Origin of the sequence: Shewanella chilikensis (assembly GCF_037953065.1) — a bacterium.
GTDB classification, from domain to species: domain Bacteria; phylum Pseudomonadota; class Gammaproteobacteria; order Enterobacterales; family Shewanellaceae; genus Shewanella; species Shewanella chilikensis.
Window position 1 is genome coordinate 1,005,512 of sequence record NZ_CP149966.1, and the last position, 13,479, is coordinate 1,018,990.

General features: G+C 45.2%; 10 protein-coding genes and 2 pseudogenes. 10 read left to right on the plus strand and 2 right to left on the minus strand.

Annotated features, from left to right (window positions below):
* The first annotated feature begins 9 nt into the window (after positions 1–9).
* Together WKR14_RS04695 and WKR14_RS21350 are read left to right on the plus strand one after the other, a co-directional pair.
* The gene (locus WKR14_RS04695) at positions 10–930 is read left to right on the plus strand and encodes a DUF4123 domain-containing protein (protein WP_287591645.1); all 921 of its coding nucleotides are present in this window, start codon (positions 10–12) and stop codon (positions 928–930) included.
* A gap of 1,229 nt (positions 931–2,159) precedes the next feature.
* Positions 2,160–2,441 (plus strand): annotated as a pseudogene (locus WKR14_RS21350) (DUF6531 domain-containing protein); the annotation flags it as partial.
* Between the two features lie 1,114 nt (positions 2,442–3,555).
* Here the strand turns inward: WKR14_RS21350 and WKR14_RS21355 are convergent.
* On the minus strand, positions 3,556–3,600 hold the full coding sequence (locus WKR14_RS21355) for a hypothetical protein (RefSeq protein ID WP_407820373.1): 45 nt from the start codon (positions 3,598–3,600) through the stop codon (positions 3,556–3,558).
* Positions 3,601–5,300: 1,700 nt separating this feature from the next.
* On the opposite strand from WKR14_RS21355, the pseudogene WKR14_RS21360 reads away from it, so the two are divergent.
* The 6 genes and pseudogenes from WKR14_RS21360 to WKR14_RS04725 all read left to right on the plus strand — a co-directional run.
* Positions 5,301–5,921 (plus strand): annotated as a pseudogene (locus WKR14_RS21360) (RHS repeat-associated core domain-containing protein); the annotation flags it as partial.
* Entirely contained in the window at positions 5,918–6,493 is a 576-nt protein-coding gene (locus tag WKR14_RS04705) for a hypothetical protein (protein WP_339087446.1), read from the plus strand. The pseudogene WKR14_RS21360 and the gene WKR14_RS04705, both read left to right, overlap by 4 nt.
* A gap of 439 nt (positions 6,494–6,932) precedes the next feature.
* Positions 6,933–7,883 (plus strand): IS30 family transposase, encoded by a 951-nt coding sequence (locus WKR14_RS04710; protein ID WP_001107060.1) that lies wholly within the window; start codon positions 6,933–6,935, stop codon positions 7,881–7,883.
* Between the two features lie 392 nt (positions 7,884–8,275).
* The gene (locus tag WKR14_RS04715) at positions 8,276–9,073 is read left to right on the plus strand and encodes a hypothetical protein (RefSeq protein WP_339087447.1); all 798 of its coding nucleotides are present in this window, start codon (positions 8,276–8,278) and stop codon (positions 9,071–9,073) included.
* 413 nt (positions 9,074–9,486) lie between these two features.
* Positions 9,487–10,179 carry a hypothetical protein gene (locus WKR14_RS04720; RefSeq protein WP_339087448.1) on the plus strand — a complete coding sequence of 231 codons (693 nt, stop codon included), beginning with the start codon at positions 9,487–9,489 and terminating at the stop codon, positions 10,177–10,179.
* Between the two features lie 269 nt (positions 10,180–10,448).
* Positions 10,449–10,937, plus strand: a complete 489-nt coding sequence (locus tag WKR14_RS04725) for an Imm26 family immunity protein (protein ID WP_339087450.1) — start codon at positions 10,449–10,451, stop codon at positions 10,935–10,937.
* 78 nt (positions 10,938–11,015) lie between these two features.
* On the opposite strand, the gene WKR14_RS04730 is transcribed toward WKR14_RS04725, so the two are convergent.
* Positions 11,016–11,414 carry a helix-turn-helix domain-containing protein gene (locus WKR14_RS04730; protein ID WP_319003754.1) on the minus strand — a complete coding sequence of 133 codons (399 nt, stop codon included), beginning with the start codon at positions 11,412–11,414 and terminating at the stop codon, positions 11,016–11,018.
* Positions 11,415–11,751: 337 nt separating this feature from the next.
* On the opposite strand from WKR14_RS04730, the gene WKR14_RS04735 reads away from it, so the two are divergent.
* Together WKR14_RS04735 and WKR14_RS04740 are read left to right on the plus strand one after the other, a co-directional pair.
* Complete coding sequence (locus WKR14_RS04735) at positions 11,752–12,894, plus strand: RHS repeat-associated core domain-containing protein (protein WP_339087451.1); 1,143 nt, start codon at positions 11,752–11,754, stop codon at positions 12,892–12,894.
* Position 12,895: 1 nt separating this feature from the next.
* Entirely contained in the window at positions 12,896–13,318 is a 423-nt protein-coding gene (locus tag WKR14_RS04740) for a hypothetical protein (RefSeq protein ID WP_339087452.1), read from the plus strand.
* The last annotated feature ends 161 nt before the right edge of the window (positions 13,319–13,479 follow it).

Below are 13,479 nucleotides of genomic sequence, written 5' to 3' on the forward strand. Positions count from 1 at the left end.
GACAGGGATGTGGTAACAATAGCAGCATTAGAGCAACAACAACTCGATGAACAGCAATGGCGGCAGCTATTGGTCAATGGCTCGGTGTTTTTGCTGGCAGATCCAACACTCAATGAAGCGGTGAGAGGTATAGCCGAATCACAGCTTCCTGAAACTCCCGAGTTCAACCGGCTCTATTGGGGGGAACTGGGAAGGCTGCACGCATCATTGTCCCCGTGTCTTATCCGGGCTTATGGCAGTAATTGGGCCGAGTTGCAGCAAAAAATATGTAGCCAACCCGGTTGGGGAATGGCCTGGGTGCTGGAAGGCGATATGCAGGCCTACACGCCACTTCAGCAACTGCAACTATTGGTACATCACTTGCGCAGTTGGACTTGGATAGCTGACGGTGATGACACCCAGTTATTACGCATTGCCGACTGGAAGGTAGCGGAAACCTTGCTGAGTGCCAGTTCGGTTGAAGAAGCCGTTGACTTTTTGGGTCCGGCGGCGGCCTTGGTGACGATTAACGCCGATGGGATCACTCGCTGGCAACCCAAACAGCGTTCACAGTGGCAGTTAGCGCAGCAATGCACACCCAGAGTGTTGACTGCCCCCCAGTATCAGGCGCTGCGTCAGATGGCTGAAGCCATCACTTATCGTGACTATATGACGCACCTGCAACAACATCATCCCGTGACCAGACAATGGTCCACAGACGACTGCCTCAGTTTTATCTCAAAGCATGTTAATCAAGCCCAGCAGCACGGATTCAGTGGCAAACAGCAGCAGATAAAGTTTCTCACGCTCGCGTGCCTGTTTGGCGATGATTTTTGTCAGTTGCCCTGGGCGAAATCTATCCTCGATGCTCCCAGACAAGGCGCAGAAGACAGGATGTACAAGCTATTTCGCGCAGCAGAGGCCGAATTGGATAAGGAAGTCGCATCATGAGTCAGAATCGCAAGGCAGAGTTGATCTCCAGTGAAGTTGCTGCAGAGCAGAACTTCACCACAGATAATATCTTGCGCGGCAGTTGCGTCGAGTGCGGTTGCACGGCACTGATATTTTATCACTACGATGATGGTCAACCTGTGCCCGAAGCCCCTTTCATACTGACTGACAGTAATAACAAAAAGCTTGAAGGCAAGACAGACAAGAAAGGGCTCTGCCTGATTGAAGAAATGCCCTGTGGCGCTTTCGAACTGCTGCTTGATGAAGGGAGCGATGAGTTTCGCCCCAAAGAAACCGAAGAGAATAACCCGGTTTTACAGGTTAAGCCCGAATATGCTGCCATTGCCGGAGAGTATTTCACTCTGTTCACGCTGCTGCGAAACAAAGGCTTCATTGAATATGACGCTGATGACAGCAGTGAGCGTCATATTGATATTGATGACACCAGTCTGTTTTTGAATGTACCGGATGAATATGAACCCGCCTACGAGCGCTTCTGGGAGTTAAACGACCGGATTAATCGTGGCTCGATGGGATTGCGCGAGGCCATTTATAAAATTCATGTCAGTCTTCCTGCCGAAGTGGTCAGCAAGGCCGGGGACAACAGCGCTATTTTATTGTTCTGTGAAATTGCGCTGGGCTTCATCCCTGTAGTCGGTCAGGCGATGGATATCTACGACCTCGGTGAATGGGGCTGGCAGACATACACTCAGGCAGCGCTAAGAAGCGATCCCATGCACTGGGCCATTGGTGGTCTGGTACTGGTTGGGTTTGTTCCCGGTGTTGGTGATGCTCTGAAAAAGTCCGGTAAAGCCATTATTGAAGCTCTGGCTAAAAACAGTCCGGAAGCGATCCAAGCCGGCATCAAGATGTTGCGTGGTTTATCCAACGGAAACCTGGTGAAGTTTCTCAATAGCTTTGCTGACAAAATCAAAGATGCCGGTGCCAAGGCATTGGAACTGCTGCAACAGATTATCGACGGACTCAAGCTGGCCTTGGTCAATGGCGGCCATTGGATCCTCAGGTTGATGAAAGAGGCATTTGGTTCGCTTATCGACATCATGGTATCCATGGCCGGCAAGCTCAAAGAGATGCTGGACTGGGTCTGCAACAAGGTAAAAGAATTTATTGGCAAGGTGGTTACTCGCCTGACCGGAACTCCCAGACCTAAAAATACCGAGCATCCTGAAGTGGATTTGAATGCCGGGAAAGACGCTCAAATCCGGGATATGAGTGGGCCCACGGCTGAAGTGGATGCCAGTAACCAGGCATTGCCAGGCGCCAAGGGCAAATGCACCAATGGTTGCCCCATCGATATGGCTACCGGCCATGTGGTTGACTGGCGCACAGATTTCAGTTTGCCGGGAATATTGGCGCTAGGGCTTAAGCGTTTCTATCACTCAGGACCTGATGTCGAACCCGGTATGTTGGGAAGACGCTGGCGCGCGGATTGGGATATGAGCCTGGTGTTAAGTGGTGATCAGGCCACTTTTACTGACGGTGAGTATAACCAGGCGCTGTTTGTCATCCCTGAAGAAGGCGCCGCTCATCGGGCAGCTCATATGCCACAGTGGCGGTTATGCCGCATCGAAGGGCTGTTGGTGATGCGCCATTTAAGCGGCATTGACTACACCTTCAATCATGCTTTGGGCAACAAGCTGATGCTGACAGCCATCAGCGATCAGAGCGGTAACCGCCATCATTTTGTTTATGATCGCGGCCAACTGAAAGGGATTTTGCTCAGTGACGGTCGGCGTATCAAGGTGAAGGGTAGCCGGCGACGTATTGAACGCCTTGAGTTGCAGACAGCCGATGGCAAGGCGCTGAAAACCTTGGTGGCCTATGAGTACAACGACAAAGGATATCTGACATCATGCCGGGCCGATCCGGGCCACAGCTTTGACTACCAATACTCAGATGAGGGCTGGTTGCTGCGCTGGCAGGACATGAGCTGCACTTGGGTTGAACATGACTATGACAGTCAGGGGCGGGCTATCCGCTCCAGAGGCGCTGACAAGCGCTTTTGTGATGCGTTGCATTACGATGATGATAACCGGATTGTCTATTACCGTAGTCCGCTGGATGGTATCAAAATCTATCACAGGGATGAGCGCAACAATATTATTCGTGTTGTGTTGCCCAATGGCGATACCACCTACAACGAATGGCAGGACAACCAACTGGTATCCCAACGCAATCAGTTGGGAGAGCAACAGGCGTTCAAGCGGGACGAATGGGGGCAACTTGCCGAGCTGACCCAGGCGGACGGCAGTCAGCTTAAGTGGCAGTATGATGAAGCCGGCAGGTTGCTTAGCTTCACCAATGAATTGGGTGCCAGTTGGCAGCATGAGTACGATAGCCGCGGCAATCTGCTGTCGGTGCTTGACCCCTTGGGTCACAGCCGTTACTGGCAGTACAACTCCAAGGGGCAAATGGCCTGGGCGATCGATGCTGATGGCGAACAGACCGGCTTTGGTTATGACAAGGTGTCAGGCCTGCCCTGCGAAGTCATTTTGCCTGGCGTTGAACCGCTAAAACTGGAATATGACAATCTGGGGCGGATAAGCCGGGTGCTTCAAGGGATCCAGTGTCACAAGTATACTTATTTGGGGCAAAGTGCCCTGGTCACTGGAGTGGTGGACAGCCAAGGCAAACGCCAGCACTTCGAATATGATACCGAAGGCAATCTGGTCAAAGCGACTGATGCCAATGGCAACAGCCAGCAATATCGTTACGGTGCGTTTGACCTGTTGCAAGCCAGTATCGATCCTTTAGGCCATGAACTGCAGCTGTTCTATAACGGAGAATGCCAGTTTGCCGGCATTGCCAACAGCAAAGGTGAGCAGTGGCGATATCACTACAATTCCAGCGGTCAAATTGTTGAAGAGCGTCACCTTGATGGTCGTCGTAACCGCTTCGATTACGATAAGGCCGGCCGGGTAATATGCAAAACCCAGGCTGATGGCAGCAGCATTCATTTCTTCTACGATATCTGTGGCCGTTTGCTGCAAAAGCAAACCCGTAACTCGCAGCAAATGGTGATGAACAATAGCCATTTTGAATACGACGGCGCCGGTCAACTGCTTAAAGGCCGTAATGCCGTGTCTGAGCTGGCGTTTAGCTATGATGCGCTTGGCAGGCTGATTGCTGAAACGCAAAATGGCCAATCGATTGAGTATCAATACACTGCCGCGGGTCGTCCAATTCGTGCCAATGGCTTATTGCTTGAGCAACAGCAGACATGGCAACACGGCCGTTTGGCAACGATTGCCGCTTCTGGGTTTGAGCCGCTGACACTGGCATACGACCGTTATGGCCGGGAAACCAGTCGCAGTAACCAGGCTGGATTCTGCCTGCAACAGGAGTACACCCCGGAGGGACTGCTCAAACGTCAGCACCTGGATGCCTGGAGCCCACAGGGGACAGAGCAGCAACTACCTGGCCGCTTTGGTGGCATTGCCCGCAGTTATGAATATGACGCTCTGAGCCGGATCACCGCCATCGAAGACGGTCACTGGGGCCGCAGTGAATTTACCCAAAATGCCCTTGGGCAAATCGTGGCAGAAAAACGCACCAGCGCCTGGCATGCGCGCAGTGAGCGGCGCCAATTCAACTATGACTCCGAACTCCAACTGACGGCCATAGCCTCTTGGGCTGAGGACGGGCAAAACAAAGACCAGCTTAGCAACAGTTCCCCGAATAGCACTTCAAATAGCCGGATTATCGACTTCGCCAAAAAGCGCCAGGAAAAGGCACTGGAATATCAGCAAGCCGGGCGGGTAGTGCGTCAGGGAGACAATGTTTTCCGCTACGATGCCAATGGCCGTATGGTCGAGAAAACCCTGAAACGCGATGGTTTCAGGGCTCAGACTCGCTTCTATCATTGGGATGAAGAAGATCGCCTCATTCGTGTCAGTCTGCCCAATGGGGATATTTGGCATTATGAATACGATGTCTTTGGCCGCCGCTGTCGTAAATACCGGCAGCAACCAGCAACGCAGCCAACATCAGCGCAATCACTCACTCAACAAATCAGCCAAGGCGATATCCGCTATCAGTGGTTGGGTGATCAACTCAGCCAGCAGCAAAGTTATTATGCCGATGGCAGTGTGGCAACTACCCAGTGGCTATATGAGCCCGGCAGTTTCAGGCCGTTGGCACAGATAAGGCAACTGGATACACCCAATGACCCCGGCAGGCCCGAACTGCATTATGCGGTGACTGACTTAGCGGGCAATGTCAGGGAGTTGTGCGATCCACAAGGACAAATACACTGGCGTGGCGAACAGGGTTTATGGCAGGACTTCCATCAATGGCGGCTCAGCGGAACCCCGAAAAAGTATCTTGAACAAGCCGCCAATGAGCCTCTACACTGTGACCTGCGCTATCAGGGACAGATTTATGATCGGGAAACCGGGCTCTATTACAACCGGCACAGATACTACGATCCGGAGATTTGCCAATACCTGAGTCCAGATCCGATAGGGCTGGCAGGGGGCACGCGGCCACAGGCCTATGTGCACAACCCGCTCGAATGGGTGGATCCGCTAGGGTTGAGTGGTGATCTCGTTCGATATAAACCTAGAGATGATTTATCAGCTATGACTGGTAGTCGTAGTTCTGCAATAAACCGAGCTTGGGCTCTGGAAAAGGAATTGATAGAAAAAACAGGACTGGGAACAAGGGATTGGACTCTAGAAGAGAAAAATCTGATCCAGAGTACAAGTAATAGTAAGTTAACGTCTGTCATGTCAAAAGCTGGTTATACAGGGCATCACATAAATAGTGTGGAAGGAAACGGAGTGTTAGGCGATAAGTGGAAAGGCGACCCTCGAAATATTGTATTTCTTCAAAATCATAATCATCTAAGTGGAAATAATGAGCATGTACATAGCTTGCAGGGTCACAGAGGAAATACACAAAACTCAACAAGTGGTCGACTAATTGATCGTCAGGCCATGATTAATTTAAGTGGGAAGTGTGAAAGATGATTGAAAACGTAATTAAAGAGATTAACTATTTAGTTAAAGTATATGGTCAAAATGGTTTTTTTGGAGATGGAAATAAAAGTTTAGATTACCCTGAGTCTATACCTTATGCTGAAGATGTTAAAGTTTTTTACTCTAAATACAACCCGGTTGAAAAAGTGTTTTTTGATTTTGGGAGTAGTGTTTTATATATTTTTCCGTTAGAAGAACTTGCAAATCTTCAGTCTGGTTATAGGTTTGGTTCGGACGGGGCTGAAAACTCTGAGTGGAAAAACTCTTTTGTCATAGGGCTTTTTGACGACGAGCCTATAATTGTAGAAGCTATAAACGATACTGCTGTAATCAAGGCATCATTTGAGAGTGGATGTCATTTTGAAATATCTGAGAATATTGAAATTTTTTTTAACGCAGTTTTGTGTGTTCTAAATATTCAATATATAGAGTTTGGTAATGAGCCGTTAGATGATGTAAGTTTAGATTTTAAACCAGAATTTATAAAAAGCTTAAGAAATGAACTTTTTAAAGTTTTAGGTGACAAATATACCAGTAATTTTATAGGGTTCTTTTTTGGCTAAATATTAAGTATTTTAATGAGGTTTTTGATTTTAATGGTATCCTTCAGGAAAGTATATTTTATTGCTTATTAGTCCTGATTGTTTATCGTGTCAGTTGTTTGATTTTGACCATAATCCACCTCTGAATTATGTGGATTGTGGGTCGGTTCTTTTGCTCCAGGTGTGGGTCATGGGGCGGGGATTTATAGCACTAGAGTTTTGGCTATAGGTCGTTATTATCCTGCAGAGTGTTCTGAATTTATCTGTCAATAGAGATATTTATGTACCCCTATATCACATTGATACTATTTGCTCTGGGTATGATGTTTTCAATGATCAGTATGATGAAGGTTGTCCCGAATTCAGATAATAAGTGCACCACTCATGGTTAAACGGTGAGGAGAGATCAACTGCCTGTTGGTGATACTCTGTAGTCGCCAAACAAACATGAGTAGTTACCATGAATTACAAGCAGTTGATCGAGGGACAACGATACCAGATTGAGGCCTATTTACGCGAGGGTTTCAGTTATCGGGAGATAGGAAAACGTCTGAAAGTCAGCCACAGCACAATCAGCCGGGAAGTAAATCGCAATCGAATTCGGGATAACCATTACTTGCCGGAAGTCGCTCAGGCGAAGGCACTAAAACGCCGTTGTCAGTCCGCGAAGTCTAGAATATCTGGACTGACCATCACCTTTGTTGAGTTCGGTCTCAATGAGAAATGGAGTCCGGAACAAATAGCCGGTGTCGGTAAAATCATCGGATATAACGTCAGTCACGAGTGGATTTATGGCTATGTCCAGCGTGATAAATTATGCGGCGGCAAGTTGTACAAACAGCTCCGCCAGAGTCACCGAAGATACCGTAAAGGTAACCGTGCGAAGCGTGTGATTATCCCGAATCGCGTAGGCATAGAGCATCGTCCCGCTATCGTGAACAAGAAAAAGCGGTTCGGAGACTGGGAAGCTGACACGGTTCTGGGCAAGCAAGGTACGGGCGCGATTGTCAGCCTGGTTGAGCGAAAAAGTAAGCTGTACCTGATACGCAAAGTGCCAGCGAAAAGCGCAGCCGATGTAGCCCGGGCCATGGTTGGTATGCTGTGGAAATATCGAGGTTATGTTCGAACTATCACTGCGGACAACGGCAGCGAGTTCTGTGACCACGAACAGGTCGCAGAAAAGCTTAAAACGGATGTCTACTTCGCTAACCCTTATTCGTCCTGGGAACGCGGACTGAATGAAAACTTCAACGGTTTGCTGCGGCAATACATACGGAAAGGCACCGATTTGCGGACGGTAACAGATAAGCAAATTAGTGAGATTGAACGGGCATTAAATGCCAGACCGAGAAAGTGCCTCGGCTTCAGGCAACCTGTTGCGGTATTCAATGAATTACGCAAGGCAGCCTAATTTAGCGAGTGGTGCACTTCGGAGTTGAATTCGCGGTTAATTTTGCTGGGAAAACGATAAGTCATGCTAAAGATGGATGGGAATTTTCTATTAGATGCCTTCCTATATTACTTCTATTTGGCGCATTGTTTGACATCGGAGGGAAAGAGTCACAGAAAAAACTCTTTATTTGGATAGGCATTAATGCACTCTCATTTTCTGCTACAATACTAATCGGGCTCTGTCGAGATAATGTAATTTAGAATTGAGTTTGAGAGTATCTTGGATTGTAAGGTGCTATTTTTGGATTTATGCTGGTTATTATGTAACATAATTGTTCTTGGAAATCGGTATAATGCTAAAGATCTTAAATCAGCATTGGATAACTTGATTTTGGCAATATAGGTGGATACATGTACTCTGGAATAGCCTTATATGATACTGTATGCTTAAGCTCAAAAACTGTATGTGAACTTGGTGAATATTTTTTTAATAATCTTGGTTTGCCTATAACTGGTGCTGGATATTATTCCATTTTAGAACATGGAGATCATCTAGGAGATCATGAAATTATAGAGACATCATTTTCAGATTTGAAGGCGAAAGTTGAAAACGGTGAAGCTACAGCATTCAGAATATATTCTGAACAGGATGGCGTGCAACCGTGGTATGCATCTCTTGGTTATATGACTAGTGAGTTTGGTGGTTTTCACTATGTTGATATTCAATATCCAAAAGAAATTGATAATCCTAATGTGGTAAATGAATTTATAAGAGTTGTTTCTAAAGAGAAATCATTCTCTTACGGCATAAAGTACTTCAATGACAAAGTAACCCAGTCATTTTATTATGCCACAGGTGATAATATGGTTAATGTGTTTCGTTGTGAAAATTCATCTTTATTTAAAAGAGAATGCCATAGTAGATTTAAAGGAAAGGAACGTTACAAGGGAAGTATGTTAAGAATGGTATATCCAGTTAATATTATCAATATTAATCATCTTGGTATAACCATTGGTGGTACTACTTTGAAGGATTGGATCTTAAGTACTGAGAAACACGGTACTCTGAAAAGCTTAAGTAATAACCTATGGTTGTGGAAAGTTGAATACGATGAACTCGAAAAGTTAAATAACCATCTTGGTGAGCTTGGATTACTAATATCTTGGAAGCCATTGGCTGTAAAAAAAGGCTTCAAAAGCCTATCGTAAATAGATTGGGTAAATTATAAACGGTACTGACAAATCTCCGGATCCGGAGATTTGTCAGTACCTGAGTCCGGATCCGATAGGGCTGTCACAATGGCCATTTATTGGACTAAGTCATGAACGAAAAGCTACTCAGGTAAAGATGCGCTTTCTAAACGTATGAATCTAACATATTGTCGATGGTTGGTTAGCTCCAAGGTAGTATTTACTCCGATTTATGTGCCATAACGAAGCAAAAACGACGTTAGACGTGTAAGATTTTTGTGATTAACAGTGCATCAGCTTTGATAGTGATGGTATTTCGCTACTGAATAAATCATCAGGATTTGGAGCTGTTTCTCCCGAAAAATGGAAAAATGTACCGGGAGTGATGGACCACCAGATTTCAACAATCGCTATTTTAGTTAAGTGATATTATGGATATTTCATCCTTTAAACAATATATAAAGTCAGCACCAGAAAGTGTATCTGAGTGGCAGGGGTGGGAGAATTCATTACCTACCTTCGACTCCATATTGCCGATATTGGACTATATTTATAGCTCTGAATGGCTGCAAGATGATTGGAAAGCTATGAGGGCATTTATTCGCAAAGGTTATTTAGAGCAAAATGAAGAATCTGAATTGGTTAGCGGGGTAAAACATGTTAACATATTCAATTCTAGAGTGAAAAACATAAAAGCAGATGCTGCAATTTCATTAAACTGCTCCATTGTTCGTTCATTAGAGTCAATAAGTTTGTGCTCAGATTCAATAGAATCATTAAGTATATCCCATGCGAGTAAACTCTCTGAAATTATCGGGAACACTCAGGGTTTAAGTTACGTCTCTTTAAATAAATGCCCAAAGTTAGATTTTGGCTCTATCATTTCAACGCTCGACAGTGTAAGAGTTTTAGATCTCAGTGGTAACCCACAATTATCTAGTATTGAGGCGTTGCATAGAAATGAAAATGTTTTTGCATTGTATCTAATTGAAACTAGTGTGATGAAGGCTGAAAACACAGTAGAGGTCTTGTCTTCGATGCCAAACTTGAAAAAACTTTGGATTAGAGCAAACAAAAAGGAGTTAGAACTTTTGAGAGAAGTTCTGCCAGGGATAGTAAATTGAGCATGAAAAGACCAAATATTTAGTTTAAAAAGCGAAGAGATCTATTTGAGGGGCACTCTTAACCTGCAAAAAGGGGTAGAGTGTCAATAAAATACAAGCTTATTACTCACTAAGTTGGTCAGTTGGCATTAACCTTGGTTAAAGAGCTGAAGTAAATGTATAGCCGATACATCTTTGCTAAGACGGATTAGTTTTTGCATTGATCTTTCCCAGAGTTTAAGACCATGACTTTGATGGGTTTCTTTGATGTCGTTATAAAGAGATAAAAGATGATTTTAAATTCCGGTGATGTTTTTTCGATACCCTTGTTTTTGAATGATGTTAGTGCGATTAAGAATTTTTCACGTTTTGACTTTTCTAAGGAAGGAATGGAGTTTTATTTCGCTAGGATCATAGAAGACCGAGGCGGAAGTGGAATCCTGATGGAAGTATTTGATTTTTGCTCTAGATTGGATTCTCAAGTGGCAGATATTATTAGCCGACCTCGAATTTTTGATCCTGTTGCCGTAGCAGGGGAAGGTATAAAGAAAAAACGGTGGAGGTTTATTGGGACGACTGACTATGATAAAGAAAAAGATTCAAACTACAGTGAAATAAGTTTTTTGATGGGACCAAGAGAGAGTCGGTATCTATGGAAAGGTGGTCAAGAATACCCGCTCAAGGACACTGAATTGACGTCTGTCGAAGAGTATATCATTTGGCCTGCAGTCCAAATCGAGCGAAGAATAGTAAACGAATTGAATAGGAAAGGGGCTTAGTACACTAAAATGTATTAGTGTGATTACCAAGGGATACTGACGGTATAAGTACCAAGCGATTTTGACGTAATCACACTATCAATGTTGCCGCGCTTCGGCAAGCTTTGCCAGCCGTAATTCAGTAGTATTCATGTTTTCCCTCAGCCAGATGTTGCGAACGCCGCTAGCGTGTATGTCGATGTTTCTTTCGGATTTGAGCAGCCGTGATACCTTGGATTGTCCCATGTGTGGGTTAGCCAGGGAAAATTCGATGACGACTTCCTCAATGGCTCTGTCGGTACGATTTTTGTGATGAAGATCTGGCGTTTCCTGTCGTTTTAACGATTCGATTCCACCTTGTTTTATCAGTTTACGATGGCGGTAAATCGTATCGCGGGAGACACCACTAAGCCGGGATGCTTCAGCCACATTTCCAAGCCTGTCAGCCAAAGCTAATACCTCAAGCTTCTTCTGGATCTCATTGTCTTCCGAGGACAATTTTTCAGGCTCAGTGACTTCTGTTACCTGTAGCTTTCGTCCGGCGAAGTAAGCTTCAAACCGCTTATATTTACCCGTACGAATTTCAATTTTCTGGTTTGCGATTGAGTGTTTAAGCGGGGAGTCGACGAAGTAGAGTTTTCCGCCGTAGCTAAACGTATGGTCGTTGCGTATTTTCCGGTAGACCTTGGTGATGCAGATATCATCAAGATTGGCGTAGCGTGGTACAGGCGTATATTCGGTGTCTGATATTCTTGATTTTACAACCAGATTTTTACGCCAGAACTGGGGAATAAAAATACAGGACAGCCATATCTTTTAGCAAGCCAGGCGGGTAGTGCGTCAGGGAGACAATGTTTTCCGCTACGATGCCAATGGCCGTATGGTCGAGAAAACCCTGAAACGTGATGGTTTCAGGGCTCAGACTAGCTTCTATCATTGGGATGAAGAAGATCGCCTCATTCGTGTCAGTCTGCCCAATGGGGATATCTGGCATTATGAATACGATGTCTTTGGCCGCCGCTGTCGTAAATACCGGCAGCAACCAGCACCGCAGCCAACATCAGCGCAATCACTCACTCAACAAATCAGCCAAGGCGATATCCGCTACCTGTGGTTGGGTGATCAACTCAGCCAGCAGCAAAGTTATTATGCCGATGGCAGTGTGGCAACTACCCAGTGGCTATATGAGCCCGGCAGTTTCAGGCCGTTGGCACAGATAAGGCAACTGGATACACCCAATGACCCCGGCAGGCCCGAATTACATTATGCGGTGACTGACTTAGTGGGCAATGTTAGGGAGTTGTGCGATCCACAAGGACAAATACACTGGCGTGGCGAACAGGGTTTATGGCAGGACTTCCATCAATGGCGGCTCAGCGGAACCCCGAAAAAGTATCTTGAACAAGCCGCCAATGAGCCTCTACACTGTGACCTGCGCTATCAGGGACAGATTTATGATAGGGAAACAGGGCTCTATTACAACCGGCACAGATACTACGATCCGGAGACTTGCCAATACCTGAGTCCAGATCCGATAGGGCTGGCAGGGGGCACGCGGCCACAGGCCTATGTGCACAACCCGCTCGAATGGGTGGATCCGCTAGGGTTGGCTGGGTGTGAGCTAGCTAAACCTGGTGAAGATTTATATGTTGGTACTTATAATCAAGTTCGGGGAGCAAATATTAAAAGTGGTCTTAATCCAACGCACACTCCGCATCATGCTATTCAGAATGCTGTTAGCCCAACAACACATGGCAGAGGAATAACAATAAATATGCGCAAAGAACTTCATGAACTAACATGGACATATAAAAAACCATTAGTTAAAGGATTGACCGATAGAGAATATTTAGCAAGAGATATTGTTGATTTGAGAAAAATACTCGGCAATGCTGGATATGATAGACGTGTTATTAATAGACAGCTATCTGAGTTGATTAAGCAAAATAAAGAACTTTGGAAAACAGTAGGACAATAAGATGAATAGATCGGAAGCTTTTGCATTTTTACATGAGCATCAGCCTATGCCTGACGATAACGAGTTAACGCAGGAACTGATTGATAGGTATGATGAGGTAAGAAAGTTTTTTATTGCTACACCTGAAAAAGAGGCTATATCACTATTTCTTAACTCTTATGGTAAGGGGGACGGTTGGGGTGTGTATCAGTTGGTTGAGGACTTTTTTTATAAGTGTAATCAGGATGATGTTGTTTGTGAAATAAAAAAAGTATTAGAGGATTCTTCAGTACCTGATGGTGTAAGATATTGGGTAACACAAGTGTCAGGTGTGTTTCCTGACGACAGATTAAAAAAAGGTTTGGAAACTTCGTTGAATTCAGAAGATGAAGATATCCAAGATGCAGCTAAGCTAGCTCTTGATTTAATTAGTGATGATTTTTAATAAATATTTAAAGCGACTGTAGTTGGTTAGCTCCAAGGGAGAATTCACTTCGATTTATGTGCCATAATCGAAATGAAATTTCCATTTTAACAAGTTTTCTTTCTGCACTCGATGAAGAAGTTGTTAGCGATAAGGCTACTTATTGATTAATAAAAAGAATG